A 22,531-nucleotide genomic window follows, 5' to 3' on the forward strand; every position below is an offset into this window, starting at 1 on the left:
GTGTTGTTATTATATAATTTAGTCTGAAAATAAAGATTATTCAAGAGGGAAGTATGGTTTTAATTTATGATAAAATTAATTGTGGAATATATTTCAAAAAGAGGTTTGTATATGGAGAAAAACTCGATTTTAATTGTAGATGATGATCAAGATATTGTTCGATTTGTTAACGCGAATTTAATGCAAGAAGGTTTTAAAGTTTTTAGTGCTCATAACGGAGAAGAGGCTTTAAAAATAATAAATAATAACAGTATCCAACTTGCTATTTTGGATATTATGATGCCACAAATGGATGGGATAGAATTGTGCAGAAGGATTAGAGAAAAACATAGTTTACCAATTATGTTCTTAAGCGCAAAATCATCGGACGTAGATAAAGTAATTGGATTTAGTACTGGGGCAGATGATTATATTGTGAAGCCGTTTAGTACAATTGAATTTATAGCGAGAGTGAAAGCTCAATTAAGAAGGTATACATATTTCAATCAAAATGCTGTCCAAGTAATAGAAAAGAAAATAAATATTAGAGGTTTAGAAATAGATGAAGTGTCTAGAACAGTAATGTTATATGGAGAAACAATCAATCTTACGAAAACTGAATATGATATTTTGTACTTAATGGCTGCTGCAAAGAATCGTGTGTTTACTATTGAAGAAATATATGAGAGCGTTTGGAAAGAAAGAGCCTATGAAAGTAATAATACAGTAATGGTTCATATTGCAAGATTAAGAAATAAAATTGAAGAGAATCCAAAAGAGCCGAAGTTTATTCAAAATGTTTGGGGAGTCGGATATAAAATTGAAGATTAAATCATTACAAGGCATTAGAACTAAGTTTTTTATCGCATTCATATGTAGCATTTTGTTAGCAACTGTAAGTATAATAGCGTTTCAAATTGTAGTTGGAAATATATATAGTCATGTTACTGCATTAGAGGAAAAATATTCATTGTTATATTTAATGGCTTTTTTAACTTTTACTACAATATACTTTGCATTCATGACAAAAACAATGATGAAAAGGTTATCTGAAATAAATAAGAACGTGAAAGAAATAAGTAATGGTAATTTTGAAATACATATACCTATTTCAAAAAATGACGAGATTGGTGAATTAGCAACGAATGTTAATAGAATGGCCAAAAGTTTAAGAGAGTCTATCGAAAATGAAAAAAAATCGCAGGAAATGAAAAATGAAATGATTAGTAATATTTCTCATGACTTACGAACACCTGTAACATCTCTAATAGGTTACGCGGACCTGTTAGGAAATCAGCTTCATTCAAATGGAGAAGAATGTGAACAGTATGTAAGTATATTAAAGCGAAAAAGTTATGAATTAAAAAATCAAGTAGATGATTTATTAGAATATTGTCAAATAAATTATAGAGAAATCGAATTACATAAAAGTGTAGTAAATATGAAAGCGTTCATTGAACAAATCATGATTGATTTTGTACCACTACTAGATGATGCCGATATGAGCTTTTGTATTAACGGTGATAAGGAGTTACATGTGGAAATGGATGTAGCGCTTATGGTGAGGCTATTCGAAAATGTAATTAGTAATAGTATTATGTACGGGAAAGATGGAAAGGATATCTTAATTCAAGTTTCTAAAAAAGACATGAATGCTGAAATAGAAATTAAAAATTTTGGACAATGTATTCCGGATGAGAACCTTCCTTACGTTTTTGAGAAGTTTTATCGCGGTGAAAAATCACGTAGCTCTCATACGGGTGGAAAAGGAATGGGACTTGCAATTGCGAGAAGTATAGCAGAGCTTCATAAAGGGGATATCACTGTGTGCAGTAACGAGAAAGAAACTGTTTTCACTATCGTTTTACCGCATTATAAAGAATTGTAAGAAAGTCGTAAGTATTTCTTTTATATGTCGTAATTTTCACTTCGTATGATGTAGTACAAGGATAGGAGAGTGGGGATACAACATGTGGAAGAAATATGTATTGGTAATTTTAGTTGCGTTTTTAATGATAAGTTGGAGTGTAGTTTGTTTAGCTAATGGTGTTATATCAGTCATTGTTTGGTGGAGTATACAAGCCTTTAGCTTAGTATCAATCTATATTTTGATAGGGTCAGCATTACTATTTGCGTGGAAAGGCATTTTCAAAAATCGAATAGATAGAATATTACTCTTCATAGTTCTTTTCTCTATAATTGGAGCTTGGCCTTTAGGATGGTTTGCTAACATAGGGGGACTTGCTTATCCAGCAGATGTACATTCTATGAATCCTAAAGCAGTCGTTCGCTTTCCTTTGAATGAACGAGCATTAGTGGGCTGGGGTGGTGATCGATTAGAAACGAACTATCATGTTATAAAACCAAATGAACGATGGGCATATGATATTCTTATTCCGCCTGCTGAAGTGAAAAGTAGTAAGTTAGAGGATTATGGAATATATGGAGCGAAAGTAATGGCACCAGCTTCAGGAACAGTTGTATCAATCAATAACGATGAAAAAGATGTAGTTCCAGGAGAGGATGATTTTCGGTCAATGGCGGGGAATCATATTTATTTGCAACTAGATGAATCAGGGACATTTTTGATTCTTGCCCATTTAAAAAAAGGATCAATTAAAGTGAGGGAAGGCCAACATGTAAATGAAGGAGAGGTACTTGCTCAAGTTGGTAACTCAGGAAGTTCAAGTGAGCCGCATTTACATATTCATCATCAAAGGCAGGATCCATCCAAGGTGAGCATATTTCTTTCGGAAGGATTACCACTTTACTTTCGAACTGAAAAAGGTACGATAATGCCAGAAAGAGGTACATACATAAGTGGTAATGAAAAAAGGTATTCCAGTTTTATTGGAATACCTTTTCTCATTACCCTACAAATGTTTGATACAGTAAGAAAATATTTAAAATGATAACAAGTGCAGCGATGATCCAAGCGATAAAGGTTGTTATGCGGTGATTAACGAGCGCACCCATAATTTTTTTATTGCTTGTAAACATAATAAGTGGCACTAATGCAAAAGCAATACCGAATGATAAGACGACTTGGCTCATGACTAGTGCGTAAGTTGGATTTACACCTAAAGCGATAATAACTAATGGTGGAATCATTGTAATGAAACGTCGTAAATATAACGGAATATGCATTCGAATGAAACCTTGCATAATAATATCACCTGACATTGTACCGACAGACGAGCTAGATAGTCCTGCTGATAAGAGCCCAATTCCAAATAAAGCAGCTGATACAGGACCGACTAAAGTACTGAACTGGTTAAAAGCAACATCAAGGTCTTCAACATGTAAACCATTTTTAAAGAATAGTGCGGCAGCAACAATTAACATACTCGCATTGATTGCTCCAGCGATAACCATTGCGATAATGATATCAATAAACTCGAAACGGAAAATTTTTTTCTTTTGTTCATCAGTTGTTCCGATCACGCGGCGTTGTGTCAATGCAGAATGTAAATAGATTGCATGTGGCATAACTGTCGCACCTAATATCCCTGCTGCAAGTAATATACTGTCTACACCTTGGAATTTTGGAATAAATAGTCCTGAAAGAAGGGGACTTAATTCTGGTTTTGCATAAAAAACTTGAATCCCAAATGCTATTACTACGATAAAAATCATCCCTGTAATAATAGCTTCTAGTGGGCGAAATCCTCTGCGTTGAAACTCAAGAATAATAAATGATCCGACTGCTGTAATTAAAGCAGCTGGTAACATCGGAATTCCAAATAATAAATACAATCCGAGTGCTGCCCCGATAAATTCCGCTAAATCTGTAGCCATAATAACGAGTTCACCTTGAATCCATAAGCCAATAGACACAGGTTTTGGAAAGTGTTCGCGAGCGATTTCAGGTAAATTATTTCCCGTAGCAATTCCTAATTTAGCTGATAAAGTTTGAATTAATACTGCCATTAAGTTAGAGGCGAATATAACCCATAATAGTAAATATCCATATTGTGAACCAGCTGCGATATTTGTAGCAAAGTTACCAGGGTCAATATAAGCTACGGATGCGATAAAAGCGGGTCCTAAAAACGGTAACAGTCTTTTCCATCCTTTCGTTTCTCCACTTAAAGCTAAGTGTGCTGATTGAACAGTTGTACTTTGAGAAGGGACTTGTTCATCTTTTGATATATCTTTATTCATAGTAGTTTTCCCCTTTGAAATGTTAACTTGATGAAATTATTGTAAGTATTCTTATTGTTTATTTCAATACATTTAAATGTATGAGATGATATTTTTATCCCGCTTTAATGGGCAGTAAGACCCCCACCTCAAAATTCAGCGAAAGCAAAGAAGTTAGGAGGGGGTCGGGCTGCCCATAAAAGTCCGATTGGTTCAACTAATAATCAGTGGGGGATGAAGAAAACCTCCACTGATTAAAGTTTCACTTTATTTGAACACAAATGTTTCCTTAGTGCAAATTATATGCCTTGCTACAATAGATGGTGTCGTGTTATAAAAAAATGGGAGTTTATGGTGTGATCACATGGGGAAACATAATGAATTAAAGGACTAATTTTGAAATTTATGTGAACATAGAGCCTATATTACAGCATATTAATTGATGGAAATGAAATTGTATGATATATAATATATTGGGATTACAACATAACCATAGTGTTTTGTGATGTAATCTTGTTTTTATTTTCGTTAACTTATAGAAAAAATTGTAAATAGAAGAAAATAGGCTAAGTACAATTTAGTATGTATTTTCTTATTATATATGTTTTGATATGAACGTTAACTTATACATGATTTTAAAATTTAGATAGGTGGTAGAAATAAATTGGCAACTACAAAACCATATAGAGTATTACTATATTACATGTACACAACAATTGAAAATCCAGAAGAATTTGCTGAACAGCATTTAGAATTTTGTAAATCACTTGAGTTAAAAGGAAGAATTCTTGTAGCGACAGAAGGAATTAATGGAACTTGTTCTGGAACTGTAGAACAAACAGAGAAATACATGGAAGCAATGAACAATGATCCACGTTTTGCTGGAATCGTTTTTAAAATTGATGAGGCAGATGAACATGCATTTAAAAAAATGCACGTACGCCCTCGTCCAGAGTTAGTTACACTTCGTCTAGAAGACGATATTAATCCGAAAGAAATAACTGGTAAATATTTAGAGCCAACAGAATTCTATGAGGCAATGAAACAAGAAGATACAGTTATCATTGATGCACGAAATGATTATGAGTTTGATCTAGGTCACTTTAAAGGTGCCATTAAACCGGATATTGAATCATTCCGTGAGTTGCCAGATTGGATTAGAGAAAACAAAGAAACACTTGAAGGTAAAAAGATTTTAACATACTGTACAGGCGGAATTCGTTGTGAGAAGTTTTCTGGTTGGTTAGTTCGTGAAGGTTACGAAGATGTAGGTCAGCTTCACGGCGGTATTGTAACGTACGGAAAAGACCCAGAAGTACAAGGTGAGCTTTGGGATGGACAATGTTACGTGTTCGATGAGCGTATCTCTGTGCCAGTAAACCAAAAAGAGCATGTTATCGTTGGTAAAGACCACTTTACAGGTGAACCTTGTGAGCGCTATGTAAACTGTGCAAATCCAGAATGTAATAAGAAAATTTTATGTTCTGAAGAAAACGAAGCGAAACATTTACGTGCATGTTCTCATGAATGTCGTGTACACCCACGTAATCGTTATATCGTTCAACACGAATTAACTGAAGAGCAAGTAGCTGCTGCATTAGAGAAAATCGAAGCAGGGAAGTAAGCTAAATTATTGTAATAAAAAAGTACTCCAAATTTTATTTTGGAGTACTTTTTTTACTATGTGTTTTTTATCAGTTTTTGTCGGTAAGTCGATATATCTTAAAAATCGCTGATAAAAATTTCATTCACTGAAATGCTCTACGTATTTGTAATTTGAAAATCACCCTTTTTAATGTTTATCATCTTTCTCTTTAACAGCAGAAAGTACAGTTTGTTTTACCCATGATTTTCTTCGTTTATATTGTAGACTCCATTGGTATAAACTTTGCGCACCTAAAATAAGTGAAATGACTATGCCGCTAATTGCTATTAAAAGCGCGAAAAATTCAAGTGGCGACGAGATTTTGTTTGAATCGGTGTTTCTTAAAAGATCAATCATAGTAAACCCTAACATTTGGCCTACTACAGAGTAGAGCGTTAAAATTAATAATAATAGACTATCTTTTTTAGAGGCGACATTTTCTTGATATTTAAACAAACTGTCAAGATTTTGTTTTGCATTCGAGTATAGTACCTCAATATTAAATAGTTTTCTTAAGCGGAAGAAAATATCTTCACTCTGTGATTGGGATACTAACTCTAAAGAAAAGTAATTTGCTGTAAATGAATTGATTGAATAAATTAATTGCTCTATTTCATTTGTATCTTGTTCAATGTTTAGTTCAGCATAAGCGTTGGCCATCTTTAATAAAACAACTTTATGAAATAAGTTTAATAATAAAGCGTAATAAAACTCCCCGTACATTTGACTAGCAAGTTTAGCGATTGCTTGTTCACCTTCATTTGTTATACATGTAAAAATATGTTCTTCCATAACAAAGTAGCGATTAGGAGCCCATCTTTGATAAGAATGTTTTATTAAATAATCTTGAATATAAGGAACATTATTTGCGCTAATATACGGCTTACCATCGTCTGTTAATCCGGAAAGGCTGGAAGTACGATAAACATCCACTTTATTCAGGTCCATATCTTCTTTTATAGATAATAACGTTTGTACATACATTCTTTGGTCTTCAAAGAAAGGAAAGGTTTGAAAGTAAGAGCTCCGCAATCTCTTTTTCTCAAAGAAGTCTGTTACACCATGAAATAAATCACCGAATATAAGTTTTTCCACTTGTGAGTATTGTTTTCCGTTACATTCAATACAAATAGTCTCGTTTGTATCATTCTTAGTCTCGAGTACACGGAAGCGGGCGGCGAATTCGATTGCTTCTGATAATGTCATGTTTGGAGCGGTTTCTACTTCTGTCCGAATTGTTAAGAAGCCAAGCTCATACGGGCAAAGTGTTACATCAATAGAATGAATCTTGAATGGAACAGAAATCAAATTTGTTGTTAAATGTCCAGTTAAGTTAAGGTCTTTAGAATAGCGTTGTAATCCTTTTTGATGCTCTGAGTGAGGAAATAGAATTTTATTTGTAAATGAAAGATAGTACGCTTCCATATTTTGATGTGAAACTTGAAACTTTCCGTAGTATGTATTTTCATTTTCAAGATGATCGAGTCGAAAAGGGCGGAAATCATTTTTCTGTAAGAAAGGGAACATATTTTGTTCATATCCGGTTTTAAAAGAAAAAGGGAATATAAATTGAAATATAGCTGTTGTTACATCTTTTTCCTCGATTGTTTGTATTGCCTCCATTTACATTGTTTCCTTTCCATATATGCTATAAAAACAACATACCCAAATTTATTTGAAAATAACCACTGTTTTATACTCGATTAAGAATGAAAATTCAGCTTATTTAGTAGGGGACATGTATAATGTTATGTATATTAAATATTATAAAATTGTATTTTGAAAAGGGGGATGTTGTATGCGTATTTTAGTATTAGGAGCTGGTGGCGTCGGAGGCTTTTTTGGAGGTCGATTAGTCGAAAAAGGAGAAGATGTTACGTTTCTTGTCCGCAGTAAAAGAAAACAGCAATTAGAGGAAAAGGGACTTGTTATTCGTAGTGTTAACGGGGATTTTTCCTTCCAACCGAAATTAATAACGAAAGAAGATCGAACTTCTCCATTTGACGTTATTTTATTTTCAACAAAAGCGTATCACTTAAACGAGGCGATTCAAGATTTGAAGCCGTTTGTAGGTGAAAATACTGTCATCATTCCACTGTTAAATGGTATTGCTCATTTATCACTATTACAAAAAGAATTCGGCGTGGAAAAAGTAATTGGCGGTTTATGCTTTATCGAGACGACGTTAAACGATCAAGGAGAGATTGTACAAACGAGTGTTGCCAACAGACTTGTCTTTGGAGAAATGAAGTCTCAAGATTCAGAGAGAATAAAGCATATTTCTAAAGCATTTGCAGGTACGAAATCTAGTTTTGTTTTAAGTGAAAATATTATGCAAGATATGTGGCATAAATATTTATTTATTACTGTAATGTCGGGTGTGACGACATTAATGCGTGCACCGATAGGACCGATTCGCGAAAGTGAAGGTGGACGCGATTTTATCCAAAACTTATTTGAAGAATGTGTGCAAATCATGAGATCTATGAAAGCTCCAGTTAAGGATGGAATTGCCCAAGAACATATGAAAACAATCGATAAAATTTCGTATGATATGAAGTCATCGATGCAGCGTGATATGGAAAAAGGTTCGTTCATTGAAGGCGAGCACTTACAAGGATACTTACTAGATGTAGCGGAACAATTTTCTATAGAAGCACCATTATTAGGGGCAGTATATCAAAATTTGAAAGTGTATGAAGAAATGACCTTTCACAGATCAGCAATACAATTGGATGTATGAAAAATAAAAAAGAAAGCAATATATAAGTGTATTGCTTTCTTTTTTATGACAAATTATTTATTTCTTTTCGTTCTATCTGTCAAATTTATTTCCTGTTCACGTTTACCGTATAATTGATTAATTTCATTTGCTAATGCATCTAAATAGGAATCGGAAAAAATAGGCTTCTTTTCTTTAGACATATGAGTCTCCTTTATCGATTTTTTAGTATTCATTATGTATATTTACCAGCGGATTATGCGCAATCATTTAAATTTTTTCTTTTTAAAAATTTTTGTTTACATTTTGAAAATAAAGGAGTATTATAATCCACAGTTTCAATTTTCTAAATCGCTGAAACCGCATGGTGCGGGGGACCCGTTCTTATGGATTAGTACTTAATCCAATGGGGTGAATCCTTGAAAAAGGTAGGGCTACTCATAGGCCCGAATCCGACAGCTAACCTCGTAAGCGTTATATTGAGAAGGAAGGTGGAGCTTGTGCGACAAAAAAAATAATGTCTACAAGTCTATTTCGTTATGGCTTGTAGACATTTTTTGTTTTCTGAAGAAATCGTTTACCCGCTGTAACTAGCAGAAAAGTTCGTACAAAATTATTGGAGAGTGGACAGCAGTGGTTTCATCAATCAAAAGGTTTTTAATTGGAAGGCCGTTAAAATCAACTGAGTTAGGAGAGCAAAAGCTTAATAAAACGAAGGCGTTAGCTATTTTATCTTCTGACGCATTGTCATCGGTTGCATACGGACCAGAGCAAATATTAATCGCACTAGCAGGCCTAGGAGCAGTAGCTTATTGGTATTCTATTCCTATCGCTGTTGGGGTATTAGTATTATTGACAGCCCTTATTTTATCTTATCGACAAATTATTTTTGCTTATCCGCACGGCGGTGGCGCATACGTAGTATCAAAAGAAAATTTAGGGATGAATCCAGGGCTAATAGCTGGAGGATCTTTATTAGTTGATTATATTTTAACTGTTGCAGTAAGTGTATCAGCAGGTACAGATGCGCTTACATCAGCTTTCCCTAGTTTACATGCACATAATGTAATCATTGCGATTATATTTGTTATATTGATTACTATTTTAAATTTAAGAGGGGTAACGGAATCAGCTTCCGTTTTAGCATATCCTGTTTATTTATTCGTTTTAGCACTCTTTATATTAATTGGTGTAGGTATTTATAATATTATAACTGGTCAAGTTTCACCGACATTACATTCACCGATTGGAACACCAGTTGCAGGAATTAGTTTATTTTTACTGTTACGAGCATTTGCTTCAGGAAGCTCTGCTTTAACGGGTGTTGAGGCAATATCTAACGCAATTCCAAACTTTAAGGATCCTGCACCTAACAATGCAGCGAAAACATTGCTCGCAATGGGGGCATTACTTGCAGTTTTATTTTCAGGAATTGTTTTCTTAGCTTATTATTACGGAATTAATCCAAGTAAGGAAGTAACAGTTGTTTCACAAATTGCTGAACAAACTTTTGGACGTAATTTCATGTACTATTTTATACAGGGTACAACTGCTTTAATATTAATTCTTGCTGCTAACACAGGGTATTCTGCATTCCCGCTATTAGCAGTTAACCTTGCAAAAGACAAATTCATACCGAGAATGTTTACGATTAGAGGAGACCGCCTAGGTTACTCAAACGGTATTATTATACTTGGAATTGCTTCGATTATTTTAATTGTAGCTTTCCAAGGGCAAACAGAACATTTAATTCCGTTATATGCAGTAGGTGTATTTATTCCGTTTACACTCTCTCAAACGGGGATGGTATTAAAATGGCTTCGTGACAAACCTGAAGGATGGGCTTTGAGATTAACGGTCAATTTAGTTGGTGCAGTCATTAGTTTTATTGTAATGAGTATGTTCTTTTTAACTAAGTTCGCACAAGTTTGGTCAATCCTTATTTTCTTACCTGCCATCATCTTCTTGTTCCATAGAATTAAGAAGCATTACGATGCAGTGGGTGATCAATTAAGTTTAAAAACTTGTGAGCCACTTGTTCCAATTGAGGGAAATGTAATTGTTGTTCCTGTAGCTGGTATGACGCATGTAGTAGAAAATTCATTGAACTATGCGAAGGCTCTTTCGGCAGATCAAGTTATTGCTGTATATGTTGCTTTTGACAGAGAAGAGGAAAAGAAATTTGAAGAGAAATGGAAGAAGTGGCAACCTGAAGTAAGGCTTGTTACCTTACATTCTCATTATAGAAGTATTATTCAGCCGCTAACAAAGTTTATTGATACAGTACAATATAAAGCGAGTGAGTCAAATTACCGAGTTACTGTCGTTATACCACAGTTCATTCCGAAAAAAGGTTGGCATAACATTCTTCATAATCAGTCTAGTTTACTCATTCGTGCGTATTTACTCTATAAAAGAAATGTTGTTATTACGACAGTTCCATATCATTTGAAAAAGTAAGAAGATTTTTTAAGGATAGCTTTACGAAAGTGAAGCTATCCTTTTTGTGTATACACTATGCATAATTGCATATGGGTCTAAAAGATATATCAATATAATTTTTGTATCTATGAATAAGTAGAGACTTTTGTTGTGATATATGGATATTTCAATTGGGAAAGTGAAGTGGATTATATTTTGAAATAAGGACAGGAAAGCTTGAAAATAAAGGGAATGAAAATACTTCTTTACGTTATATAAATAGCTGTGTTTAAATGACCTTACAGTACAAAACTTACATGAAAACAAAACGGAATTTCATATTTACGTACGTTATTTAGTTTAAAATGAATAATATTTTTATGTAATATATTCACTGTGTGAATGTGAGAATGGTTATAAAATAGAAATTTTATACAATATTATTCATACTAATCATATATGAAATGTTTTATAACAATAAGTAAGTACTGTAGCAATAAAGGTTGGGAGAGGTGGTTCGTACATGGATCGCGGTGAGAACGTTCTCTATTTTAACCATCTCAAACTATATGCAAGAAAATAGAATGATAAAATGCGATAGTAATAGTTGCTAATACATAGGAGGAGTTAAAGTGAAAAAGACTTTAATTACAGGGTTATTGGTTACAGCAGTATCTACGAGTTGTTTTATTCCTGTAAGCGCTTACGCTAAGGAAGGGCAAACAGAAGTGAAAACAGTATATGCACAAAATGTAATTGCTCCAAATACATTATCCAATTCAATTAGAATGTTAGGATCACAGTCACCGCTTATACAAGCATATGGACTAGTGATTTTACAGCAGCCAGACATTAAGGTGAATGCGATGAGTAGTTTGACGAATCATCAAAAGTTTGCAAAGGCAAATGTAAGAGAGTGGATTGATGAATATAATCCGAAGCTAATCGACTTAAATCAAGAGATGATGAGATATAGTACTAGATTTAATAGTTATTATAGTAAGCTCTATGAACTAGCAGGAAACGTCAATGAAGATGAACAGGCAAAAGCAGATTTTACAAATGCATATGGAAAATTACAATTGCAAGTACAAAGCATCCAAGAGAGTATGGAGCAAGATTTATTAGAGTTAAATCGATTTAAAACGGTATTAGACAAAGATAGTAGCAACTTATCACTTAAAGCTGATGAAGCAATAAAAACACTGCAAGGATCAAGTGGAGATATTGTGAAATTAAGAGAAGATATTAAAAGAATTCAAGGAGAAATCCAAGCGGAATTAACGACTATTTTGAATAGACCTCAAGAAATTATTAAAGGTTCTATTAATATCGGTAAACAAGTATTTACAATTACAAATCAAACTGCGCAAACGAAAACAATTGATTTCGTTTCTATCGGTACTTTAAGTAATGAAATTGTAAATGCTGCAGATAGTCAAACGAGAGAAGCGGCTCTTCGTATTCAGCAAAAGCAAAAAGAGCTATTACCACTTATTCAAAAGTTATCACAAACTGAAGCAGAGGCGACTCAAATTACGTTTGTTGAAGATCAAGTAAGTAGCTTTACAGAACTAATTAATCGCCAAATTTCAACTTTAGAAACGCTAATAACGGATTGGAAAGTTTTAAACAGTAATATGATCCAAATTCAAAAGAATGTTGAAGAAGGCACGTATACAGACAGTAGTTTACTTCAAAAACATTTCAATCAAATTAAAAAAGTAAGTGATGAAATGAATAAACAAACGAATCAATTTGAAGATTACGTTACAAACGTTGAAGTACATTAAAAATAAGTAACGATATAGGGAGAGAAGAAAAATGACAAAAAAACCTTATAAAGTAATGGCTCTATCAGCACTTATGGCAGTATTTGCAGCAGGAAATATCATGCCAGCTCATACGTATGCAGCTGAAAGTACAGTGAAACAAGCTCCAATTCATGCGGTAGCAAAAGCTTATAATGACTATGAAGAATACTCATTAGGACCAGAAGGCCTAAAAGATGCAATGGAAAGAACAGGTTCAAATGCTTTAGTAATGGATCTGTACGCTTTAACAATTATTAAACAAGGGAATGTTAATTTTGGTAATGTATCCTCTGTTGATGCGGCTCTAAAAGGGAAAGTGATTCAGCACCAGGATACAGCTAGAGGAAATGCGAAACAATGGTTAGATGTATTAAAGCCGCAGCTTATTTCAACGAATCAAAATATCATTAACTACAATACGAAATTCCAAAACTATTATGATACGTTAGTTGCTGCGGTGGATTCGAAGGATAAAGCGACTCTTACGAAAGGGTTAACTAGATTATCAAGTAGTATTAATGAAAATAAAGCGCAAGTAGATCAGTTAGTAGAAGACTTAAAAAAATTCCGGAACAAAATGACGTCCGATACGCAAAACTTCAAAGGTGATGCAAATCAAATTACATCTATATTAGCAAGTCAAGATGCTGGGATTCCGCTTCTGCAAAATCAAATTACAACGTACAATGAAGCAATTAGTAAATATAATGCAATTATTATCGGTTCATCTGTTGCAACAGCACTAGGACCAATTGCAATTATCGGAGGTGCAGTAGTTATTGCTACAGGTGCAGGAACGCCGCTAGGAGTCGCATTAATTGCAGGTGGTGCCGCAGCTGTAGGCGGTGGTACAGCTGGAATCGTATTAGCGAAGAAAGAACTTGATAATGCACAAGCTGAAATTCAAAAAATAACAGGACAAGTTACAACTGCTCAATTAGAAGTAGCTGGGTTAACGAACATTAAAACACAAACGGAGTATTTAACAAATACAATTGATACTGCAATTACAGCGTTGCAAAACATTTCAAACCAATGGTACACAATGGGATCAAAATACAATTCTTTACTTCAAAATGTAGATTCAATTAGTCCAAACGACCTTGTGTTCATTAAAGAAGATTTAAACATTGCGAAAGATAGCTGGAAAAACATTAAAGACTATGCAGAAAAAATTTATGCTGAAGATATTAAAGTAGTAGATACGAAAAAAGCATAATCGAATACGAATCGTTAGAGCGTTAAGTATTGATGAATGATTTGAAGCTCCTGTTCAGTTGTGAGCAGGAGCTTTTTATCCCACTTTAATGGGCAGTAAGACCCCCACCTCAAAATTCAGCGAAAGCAAAGAAGTTAGGTGGGGGATCAACTGCCCATAAAAGTCCGATTGGTTCAACTAATAATCAGTGGGGGATGAAGAAAACCCCCACTGATTAAAGTTTCACTTTATACCCTTATAAAGAAAATAGGTGAAAAGTATGCAAAAACGATTTTATAAAAAATGTCTATTAACGTTAATGATTGCTGGAGTGGCAACGAGTAACGCATTTCCTTTACATCCTTTTGCTGCAGAACAAAACGTAAAAACATTGCAAGAAAATGCGAAAAATTATTCTCTAGGGCCAGCTGGATTCCAAGATGTTATGGCCCAAACGACATCGAGCATATTCGCAATGGATTCATATGCAAAATTAATTCAAAATCAGCAAGAAACTGATTTAAGTAAAATAAGTTCCATTAATAGTGAGTTTAAAGGAAATATGATTCAGCACCAAAGAGATGCAAAAACTAATGCAACGTATTGGTTAAATTATATGAAGCCTCAAATTATGAAAACAGATCAAAATATTATTAATTACAATAATACTTTTCAAGCGTATTATAATAGCATGCTAATAGCGATTGATCAAAAGGATAGCGGAAAATTAAAAGCGGATTTAGAAAAGTTGTATGCAGATATTGTAAAGAATCAAAATGAGGTAGATGTATTACTAAGTAATTTGAAAGCTTTTCGCGATAGAATGGCGAAAGACACAAATAGTTTTAAAGAAGATACAAATCAATTAACAGCGATATTGGCAAGTACGAATGCTGGCATTCCAGCTCTAGAGCAACAAATAAATACATATAACGATTCAATAAAAAAGAGTAATGATATGGTCATTGCTGGTGGTGTACTTTGCGTAGCGTTAATAACATGTCTTGCTGGCGGACCGATGATTGCCATTGCGAAAAAAGATATCGCAAATGCAGAAAGAGAAATAGCCAATTTAAAAGATAGAATTTCTGGCGCACAAGCAGAAGTTGCAATTTTGACTGATGTGAAAAATAAAACAACAAACATGACAGAAACAATTGATGCAGCAATTACAGCACTGCAAAATATATCAAATCAATGGTATACGGTAGGGGCAAAATACAATAATTTACTACAAAACGTAAAAGGAATCAGTCCTGAAGAATTCACCTTCATAAAAGAAGATTTAAATACAGCAAAAGATAGCTGGAAAGACGTAAAAGATTATACAGAAAAATTGCATGAGGGCGTGGCGAAGTAAACAGTGGACTAGTTCCACTGTTTATTTTTTGCCGAGAGTACCAACCTTCTTATCTCAAGGTATTTACTCTTCTTGGTATGATTGGTCGTAAGTTCTATTTATAAAAAATAGGTCTTAATAGAAATTTATATAACCCTTTCAAATAAGTACAATTGGATATTAGTCATGTGTATTTTAAGTGCGAAATATATAGTTTGATCCTAAAATATTTCTCAACCTCAAAATTGCATGCATTCAAAATAATTGTGTTAATATTTAAATAATATGCAGGTAATATCTAAAGAGAGGGTGACGGGCGATGGAAATAAGAGATTTCACACATACAGGGTATGCATTATTACAAGAATGGTATCATCAAATGGTTTCGCAACATACTGAAAAAACTATTATGTTGAAACAAGTTATAGATGAAAAACTTGATAGTATGAAAGAATATGACAATCTTTTAGATTATTACACCTTATTTAATTGGCGTTTTCAAATGTTAATCGGTAATTTTGAAAATGATCTAGAAAGTCTTTCACATCTTCAAGAGCAACCTGATTCAAGATTACAATACTATTATCACTTCTTTAAATTCATCTATAAAACAGAAATGGGGCAGTATCCAAGGGCAGAACATCATTTGAGACTTGCGGAAAAATTGCTTCCAATACTTAATGATGAATTAGAAAATGCAGAGTTTCAATATAGATTAGGTTTATATCATTACTATTTGTCGCAACCTACTTTAGCGGTGAAATATACATCTAATGCCCTTGATTATTTCGCAGAAGATAAAGAATTACATACGTTTCATGCGAAAGTTGGAGCGTGTAAAAACACAATAGGGATGTCCTTTATTACACTTGATCAGCATGATATGGCGGAAGAATATCTAATATCTGCCTTAAGTATATTAGAGGATGAAAAGGAATTGAAAGCAGCCCTAACAGTTCGTTATAATTTAGGTGTTTTCTATTCGAATCAACAATTGTGGGAAATCTCTCTAAGGCATTTAGAAGATGTATATGAAAAATTCAGTTCCCCGCGATTACCATATCAGAAAAAAGGCATACATACCTTAGCGGAAGTTCACTATAAATTAGGGAATTATGAAAAGGCAAAATTCTTTATTGATGAAGGGCTAAAAGATTGTACGGAAGAATACCACCACCGTTATAATATCTTGAGTGCTTTAGTTAATAAGGTTTCTATTGAAAAATTAGAGTTTGTTGTTTTGGAAGCTATAGCTTATTTTAAGCAACAAAATATTTCGAAAGAAATTCAAAATTATTCTGAACTTTTAGCTAATGAGTGTTATGATGTAGGAATGAAGGATAAGGCTTCAGAGCATTATCGTATGAGTTATGAAGCTAAAATTTCAATAAAGGAAAAGGGGTATTTAAGATGAAAAAGATTAAGGTTTTCGTCATAAGTCTAGTAACTGTCACTTTATTATTTATTGGATTAAATAACCCTGAAATTCATCAAAATACATCAAAAAAAGCACCTGTTGTACAACATATGACTGAACCAGGTGGAGGAATCTAGTAAAAGGTTCATTCCCCTTTTAAAAAACGATAATTATAATTCCTAAGAAAAGCCTATTTCCTAAAAAGAAATGGGCTTTTTAATATGTGGTAATACCCCATTGTCCATCAAGCTAAAATTTTAAGACGCTCTCATAACAAGAAATCAGCTCATCTTTTCTTAGCTGTCTAACAAAAAATAAATTCCACTAAAACAGGTAAATCTTGTTTTAATTTTTTACTTCAAACTGAAGATTTAATGCATATTACGTATGGAATTAAGAAAAAGCATGAAAAAGGGACAAAAAATGGTCTCTTTACTAACCCTTACAGAAAAAGCGAATGGAAATTCCATAAGTATGAGAAAAGCAGTCTTTGATATCCTGGGCCTCATATAAAACTTTTCTATGTTAAATAACTTGATTCTACCGTACGTTTTTGAACGGGCCTGTTATCGTTATTGCAGAAAATGCGTGAATTAAATGATAATGGATTTACATGTTTCAAGCGTATCTATATTGAGTTTGTAAATCTACAAAATAAGTTTTCGATATATATGATAAGTGTAGTAGAAGTTCAGTTAGATAAAATTCGGTAGTCGAAATTTCTTGCATAAAGCTGTATAATGCTTGTAACGAAAAGGAAATACAGGAAAGGATATGTAATGAGTTACTATGGATAAAGATAAACAACAATTAAGCGTTGAAGTTGCAAGATTATATTATCAATCAGATTATAGTCAGCAAGAAATTGCAAATAAATTAAATATTTCAAGACCGACTATCTCTAGATTATTAAAGTACGCAAAAGAAAAAGGATTTGTTCAAATTAGTATAGCCGATCCATTTGCTGATTTAGATAACGTTGGAAATTTACTGAAAGAAAAGTACAACTTGTTAGAGGCACATGTCGTATTTTCTCCAGTGCCAGAATATGCAACGATTACAGAGTATATTAGTAAATATGCAGCTGAGTATATGGAAAAGACGGTTAAAACTGGTGATATCGTTGGTGTAAGCTGGGGAATGACGATGTATGAAATCGCTAGAAAAATTGTACCACAACATGTAAAAGGTGTAGAAGTTGTTCAGTTAAAAGGTGGTATTAGTCATTCGAGTGTAAATACATATGCGAATGAAACGATTGCTTTATTTGCAGATGCTTTTCAAACGACACCAAGAAATCTACCCCTTCCAGTTATATTTGATAATGCAGTGACAAAAGAATTAGTAGAGCAGGATCGACATATTCATCACATTATCGAAATGGGGAAACAAGCGAATGTTGCAATTTTCACTGTAGGAACAGTGAGAGACGAAGCACTATTATTCCGATTAGGTTATTTCGATAAGGATGAAACGAATTTGCTCAAAAAACAATCGGTCGGTGACATTTGTTCACGTTTCTTTGATGGAGACGGAAAGATTAGTAGCGAAGAGATTAATCAGCGTACAATTGGAATTGAGTTAGAAGAACTGAAATTAAAGAAACGCTCTATTTTAGTTGCTGGTGGTAATAGAAAAATAAAAGCAATTGATGGTGCGTTACGTGGCGGGTATGCAAATATATTAATTATCGATCAGCATACAGCAAAAGAATTGTTACATTATCAAAAAGGTTAGAAATAAAAGGCTTTCTCAAGATGTTAATTTTGAGAAAGCCTTTTATTTTGTTATGTATGAATTATGGGAGTGTTTTTTGAATACAAATTGCCTTTTTAAAAATAATTATGGATATTGAGATACATACTACCATTGTTAATATAAAAGTTTTGATTTTAAATATGAATTGTTACTTAGTTAGAATGCGCTTTATTTACTATTGAAAAATTCCTTTCCGAAAAGAATGAACAAAATTTCAAAAGTGTATTTACATTTGTTCAACTAAGAGTTAGAATGAAGTTGTTAAAAGATATGAGGAGTGAAGATAATGAACATTGCAAAGTTAATTGACCATACAATTTTAAAAGCTAATACTACTAAAGAAGATGTTATGAAAGTAATCGAAGAAGCAAAGGAATATAAATTCGCTTCTGTTTGTATTAATCCTACATGGGTGAAGCTAGCTGCTGAAGAATTAGCTGGACATGATGTAGATGTTTGTACTGTAATCGGCTTCCCATTAGGAGCAAGCACTACTGAAACAAAAGCTTTCGAAACAAAAGATGCTATCGCAAAAGGTGCAACTGAAGTTGACATGGTAATCAACGTAGGCGCTTTAAAAGATGGCGATAACGAGTTCGTTGAAAAAGATATTTATGAAGTAGTACAAGCAGCAAAAGGAAAAGCGCTTGTAAAAGTAATCATTGAAACTTGCCTATTAACAGATGAAGAGAAAGTACGCGCTTGTGAATTATCAGTAAAAGCTGGTGCTGACTTCGTAAAAACTTCAACTGGATTCTCAACTGGCGGAGCAACTGCTGAAGATATCGCATTAATGCGCAAAACAGTAGGACCAAACGTTGGTGTAAAAGCATCTGGTGGCGTTCGTACACGTGAAGATGCAGACAAAATGGTAGCTGCTGGAGCTTCACGCGTTGGAGCAAGTGCTAGTGTTGCAATCGTATTAAATGATGCAAAAGGTGCTACAGATAACTACTAATCATTAATGAAGTCAAAAGCAATAGATACACAAAGTAAAGTGTATCTATTGCTTTAATAATTGAAAAAAATGTAAGCGGATACGAATGGGAGGAGACGGCTTATGAAATATTTAATCGGTATTTTTGGCCTCGTATTGATTTTAGGTATCGCTTGGCTTGCTAGTAATGATAGAAAGAAAGTCAAATATCGCCCAATCATAACGATGGTTATATTACAATTCATTTTGGGGTTTTTATTATTAAATACAAGTGTAGGGAATATATTAATTAGCGGAATAGCAGATGGTTTTGGAGAGCTATTAAAATATGCCGCTGACGGTGTGAATTTCGTATTTGGTGGATTAGTAAATCAAAAAGAGTTTTCGTTCTTTTTAAGTGTATTAATGCCAATCGTATTTATTTCAGCTTTAATAGGTATTTTGCAACACATTAAAGTATTACCTATTATTGTGAAATCTATTGGTCTAGCATTAAGTAAAGTAAATGGAATGGGGAAACTAGAATCATATAACGCTGTTGCTTCTGCGATTTTAGGACAATCTGAAGTGTTTATTTCAGTTAAGAAACAACTAGGATTATTGCCAGAGAAAAGAATGTATACATTATGTGCATCTGCAATGTCTACCGTTTCAATGTCTATCGTTGGATCATATATGGTGTTATTAAAACCACAATATGTTGTAACCGCTTTAGTGCTTAACTTATTCGGTGGTTTTATTATCGCTTCTATCATTAACCCTTATGAAGTTACTGAAGAAGAAGATATGTTAGAAGTACAAGAAGAAGAGAAAAAGACTTTCTTTGAAGTATTAGGGGAATACATTATAGATGGATTTAAAGTTGCAATTACAGTAGCAGCTATGTTAGTCGGTTTCGTTGCTTTAATCGCATTCATTAATGCAGTATTTAAAGGTGTAATTGGTATTTCATTCCAAGAAATTCTTGGTTATGTATTTGCACCATTTGCATTTATTATGGGTGTACCTTGGCATGAAGCAGTTAATGCCGGAAATATTATGGCAACAAAATTAGTATCAAATGAATTTGTCGCTATGACAGATTTAGCACAAGGAAACTTTAATTTCTCAGATAGAACGACAGCGATTATATCTGTATTCTTAGTTTCATTTGCAAACTTCTCTTCAATTGGAATTATTGCAGGGGCAGTTAAGAGCTTAAATGAAAAGCAAGGGAATGTAGTCGCAAGATTTGGCTTGAAATTACTTTTCGGTGCAACATTAGTAAGTTTCTTATCAGCAACAATCGTAGGCTTATTATTTTAACAGATTCATATCATATAAAAAGGAATGGTGATTGTAATGAGAATGGTAGATATTATTGCGAAAAAACGTGACGGCAAAGAATTAACGACTGAAGAAATCAAATTCTTTATTAATGGATATACAGACGGAAGTATTCCTGATTATCAAGTGAGTGCACTTGCAATGGCAATCTTCTTTAAAGATATGACAGATCGCGAACGTGCAGATTTAACGATGGCGATGGTTGAGTCTGGAGAAACGATCGATTTATCAGCAATTGAAGGAATTAAAGTAGACAAACATTCAACTGGCGGTGTTGGTGATACGACAACATTAGTATTAGGACCATTAGTAGCTGCTTTAGATGTACCAGTAGCAAAAATGTCTGGTCGTGGTTTAGGACATACAGGCGGAACAATTGATAAATTAGAAGCTGTAGAAGGATTCCACGTTGAAATTACGAAAGAGCAGTTCATTGATATTGTAAACCGTGACAAAGTAGCTGTTATTGGACAAACTGGAAACTTAACACCTGCAGATAAAAAGATTTATGCATTACGTGATGTAACAGGAACAGTAAACTCAATTCCATTAATCGCGAGTTCAATTATGAGTAAAAAAATTGCAGCTGGTGCTGACGCAATCGTACTTGATGTAAAAACAGGTGCTGGCGCATTTATGAAAACAGAAGAAGATGCAAAAGAATTAGCTCATGCAATGGTGCGTATCGGAAATAATGTAGGACGTCAAACTATGGCTGTTATTTCAGACATGTCACAACCTCTTGGATTTGCAATTGGTAACGCTCTAGAAGTGAAAGAAGCGATTGATACGTTAAAAGGTGAAGGCCCAGAAGATTTAACGGAATTAGTACTTGTATTAGGAAGTCAAATGGTCGTACTTGCGAAAAAAGCAAATACGTTAGAAGAAGCTCGTGAAATGCTAATTGAAGTTATGAAAAACGGAAAAGCAACTGAGAAGTTTAAAGAGTTCTTAAGCAATCAAGGCGGAGATAGTTCAATTGTAGACAATCCAGAAAAAATGCCACAGGCGAAGTATGTAATTGATGTACCTGCAAAAACTTCAGGTGTTATTTCTAACATTGTTGCAGATGAAATTGGTATCGCAGCTATGCTACTTGGTGCTGGCCGTGCGACAAAAGAAGATGAAATCGATTTAGCAGTAGGATTAATGTTACGTAAAAAAGTTGGCGATGCAGTAAAAGAAGGCGAGCCATTCGTAACGATCTATGCAAATCGTGAAGATGTAGAAGATGTAAAAGCAAAAATTTATGAAAATATTTCTATTGCTGAAACAGCAGTGGCTCCTAAATTAGTTCATACAGTTATTACTGACTAATCATAATTACACATACTTTAAGGAGGAAATAATATGGATAAGAAAAAATATATCGAAGAAGCAAATAAGATGTTAGCAAAAGCATATATTCCGTATTCGAAATTTCCTGTTGGTGCAGCGTTAGTTACGAAAGAAGGTAAAATCTATACTGGTTGTAATATAGAAAATGCTTCTTATGGTTTATGTAACTGTGCAGAAAGAACAGCAATCTTTAAAGCAGTATCAGAAGGTGAGCGCGATTTTAGTTACTTAGTTATTACAGGCGAAACAGACGGACCGATTTCACCATGTGGTGCTTGTAGACAAGTGATTGCTGAATTCTGTGAACCGAAAATGCCAGTTTTACTAACGAATGTAAAAGGCGATGAAAAAGAAGTGACTGTTGAGCAATTACTTCCAGGTGCTTTCTCAATAGAAGATTTAAAATAAGTTGAAAAGCCATTCCGCAATTATTAATTGTGGAATGGCTTTTTTATTTTCAAAAGTTGAATGTAATATTTTGTTCATATTCCGTT

General features: G+C 33.7%; 19 protein-coding genes and 1 riboswitch. Of the genes, 16 read left to right on the forward strand and 3 right to left on the reverse strand.

Annotated elements, in window-relative coordinates; translation table 11 throughout:
* Positions 1-111: 111 nt before the first annotated feature.
* From ABH961_RS04445 to ABH961_RS04455, 3 genes are all read left to right on the forward strand, one after another.
* A complete protein-coding gene (locus ABH961_RS04445) occupies positions 112-810 on the forward strand; it encodes a response regulator transcription factor (RefSeq protein WP_000414549.1) in 699 nt (232 codons plus the stop codon).
* The gene (locus tag ABH961_RS04450; protein WP_141520085.1) at positions 800-1,867 is read left to right on the forward strand and encodes a sensor histidine kinase; all 1,068 of its coding nucleotides are present in this window, start codon (positions 800-802) and stop codon (positions 1,865-1,867) included. The genes ABH961_RS04445 and ABH961_RS04450 overlap by 11 nt, the downstream gene beginning before the upstream one ends.
* Positions 1,868-1,949: 82 nt before the next feature.
* Positions 1,950-2,891, forward strand: coding sequence for a M23 family metallopeptidase (locus tag ABH961_RS04455; protein ID WP_098080390.1), 942 nt, complete (start codon positions 1,950-1,952; stop codon positions 2,889-2,891).
* Here ABH961_RS04455 and ABH961_RS04460 read toward each other — a convergent pair.
* The gene (locus tag ABH961_RS04460; protein WP_048543263.1) at positions 2,848-4,143 is read right to left on the reverse strand and encodes an Nramp family divalent metal transporter; all 1,296 of its coding nucleotides are present in this window, start codon (positions 4,141-4,143) and stop codon (positions 2,848-2,850) included. The two genes, ABH961_RS04455 and ABH961_RS04460, sit on opposite strands and share 44 nt — an antisense overlap.
* Positions 4,144-4,786: 643 nt before the next feature.
* Between ABH961_RS04460 and trhO the strand changes: the two genes are divergently transcribed.
* Complete coding sequence (gene trhO, locus ABH961_RS04465; RefSeq protein WP_000246241.1) at positions 4,787-5,746, forward strand: oxygen-dependent tRNA uridine(34) hydroxylase TrhO; 960 nt, start codon at positions 4,787-4,789, stop codon at positions 5,744-5,746.
* Between the two features lie 168 nt (positions 5,747-5,914).
* On the opposite strand, the gene ABH961_RS04470 is transcribed toward trhO, so the two are convergent.
* Positions 5,915-7,390, reverse strand: coding sequence for a hypothetical protein (locus tag ABH961_RS04470; protein ID WP_048543261.1), 1,476 nt, complete (start codon positions 7,388-7,390; stop codon positions 5,915-5,917).
* Between the two features lie 175 nt (positions 7,391-7,565).
* Here ABH961_RS04470 and panE point away from each other — a divergent pair, with 175 nt between their 5' ends.
* Entirely contained in the window at positions 7,566-8,510 is a 945-nt protein-coding gene (gene panE / locus ABH961_RS04475) for a 2-dehydropantoate 2-reductase (RefSeq protein WP_048543260.1), read from the forward strand.
* A 53-nt stretch (positions 8,511-8,563) separates the two neighbouring features.
* Here panE and ABH961_RS04480 read toward each other — a convergent pair whose 3' ends face one another.
* Positions 8,564-8,692 (reverse strand): hypothetical protein, encoded by a 129-nt coding sequence (locus ABH961_RS04480; RefSeq protein ID WP_000031869.1) that lies wholly within the window; start codon positions 8,690-8,692, stop codon positions 8,564-8,566.
* A 139-nt stretch (positions 8,693-8,831) separates the two neighbouring features.
* A riboswitch (cyclic di-AMP (ydaO/yuaA leader) is annotated at positions 8,832-8,978 on the forward strand.
* 144 nt (positions 8,979-9,122) lie between these two features.
* Between ABH961_RS04480 and ABH961_RS04485 the strand changes: the two genes are divergently transcribed.
* The 11 genes from ABH961_RS04485 to ABH961_RS04535 all read left to right on the forward strand — a co-directional run bounded on the left by ABH961_RS04485 (position 9,123) and on the right by ABH961_RS04535 (position 22,445).
* The gene (locus ABH961_RS04485) at positions 9,123-10,949 is read left to right on the forward strand and encodes an APC family permease (RefSeq protein ID WP_048543259.1); all 1,827 of its coding nucleotides are present in this window, start codon (positions 9,123-9,125) and stop codon (positions 10,947-10,949) included.
* Positions 10,950-11,542: 593 nt separating this feature from the next.
* Positions 11,543-12,703, forward strand: coding sequence for a non-hemolytic enterotoxin NHE subunit A (gene nheA / locus ABH961_RS04490; protein ID WP_048543258.1), 1,161 nt, complete (start codon positions 11,543-11,545; stop codon positions 12,701-12,703).
* A 31-nt stretch (positions 12,704-12,734) separates the two neighbouring features.
* On the forward strand, positions 12,735-13,943 hold the full coding sequence (nheB, locus tag ABH961_RS04495) for a non-hemolytic enterotoxin NHE subunit B (protein ID WP_098049273.1): 1,209 nt from the start codon (positions 12,735-12,737) through the stop codon (positions 13,941-13,943).
* A gap of 259 nt (positions 13,944-14,202) precedes the next feature.
* Positions 14,203-15,282 carry a non-hemolytic enterotoxin NHE subunit C gene (gene nheC, locus ABH961_RS04500; protein WP_098076103.1) on the forward strand — a complete coding sequence of 360 codons (1,080 nt, stop codon included), beginning with the start codon at positions 14,203-14,205 and terminating at the stop codon, positions 15,280-15,282.
* A gap of 298 nt (positions 15,283-15,580) precedes the next feature.
* Complete coding sequence (locus ABH961_RS04505) at positions 15,581-16,675, forward strand: response regulator aspartate phosphatase (protein WP_098076105.1); 1,095 nt, start codon at positions 15,581-15,583, stop codon at positions 16,673-16,675.
* Positions 16,672-16,815 (forward strand): Phr family secreted Rap phosphatase inhibitor, encoded by a 144-nt coding sequence (locus tag ABH961_RS04510; protein WP_088110203.1) that lies wholly within the window; start codon positions 16,672-16,674, stop codon positions 16,813-16,815. Before ABH961_RS04505 ends, ABH961_RS04510 begins: the two co-directional genes overlap by 4 nt.
* Before the next feature lie 652 nt (positions 16,816-17,467).
* On the forward strand, positions 17,468-18,415 hold the full coding sequence (locus ABH961_RS04515; protein ID WP_098076107.1) for a DNA-binding transcriptional repressor DeoR: 948 nt from the start codon (positions 17,468-17,470) through the stop codon (positions 18,413-18,415).
* A gap of 307 nt (positions 18,416-18,722) precedes the next feature.
* Positions 18,723-19,394 carry a deoxyribose-phosphate aldolase gene (gene deoC / locus ABH961_RS04520; protein WP_001017444.1) on the forward strand — a complete coding sequence of 224 codons (672 nt, stop codon included), beginning with the start codon at positions 18,723-18,725 and terminating at the stop codon, positions 19,392-19,394.
* A gap of 102 nt (positions 19,395-19,496) precedes the next feature.
* On the forward strand, positions 19,497-20,678 hold the full coding sequence (locus tag ABH961_RS04525) for a NupC/NupG family nucleoside CNT transporter (protein ID WP_000876170.1): 1,182 nt from the start codon (positions 19,497-19,499) through the stop codon (positions 20,676-20,678).
* 36 nt (positions 20,679-20,714) lie between these two features.
* Positions 20,715-22,016 (forward strand): pyrimidine-nucleoside phosphorylase, encoded by a 1,302-nt coding sequence (locus tag ABH961_RS04530; RefSeq protein WP_098076109.1) that lies wholly within the window; start codon positions 20,715-20,717, stop codon positions 22,014-22,016.
* 33 nt (positions 22,017-22,049) lie between these two features.
* Positions 22,050-22,445: a cytidine deaminase gene (locus ABH961_RS04535; protein WP_000358522.1), complete on the forward strand. Its 396-nt coding sequence runs from the start codon at positions 22,050-22,052 to the stop codon at positions 22,443-22,445.
* Positions 22,446-22,531 lie beyond the last annotated feature (86 nt).

This window comes from Bacillus sp. RC251 (assembly GCF_044908765.1).
In the GTDB taxonomy this organism is placed as follows: domain Bacteria; phylum Bacillota; class Bacilli; order Bacillales; family Bacillaceae_G; genus Bacillus_A; species Bacillus_A wiedmannii.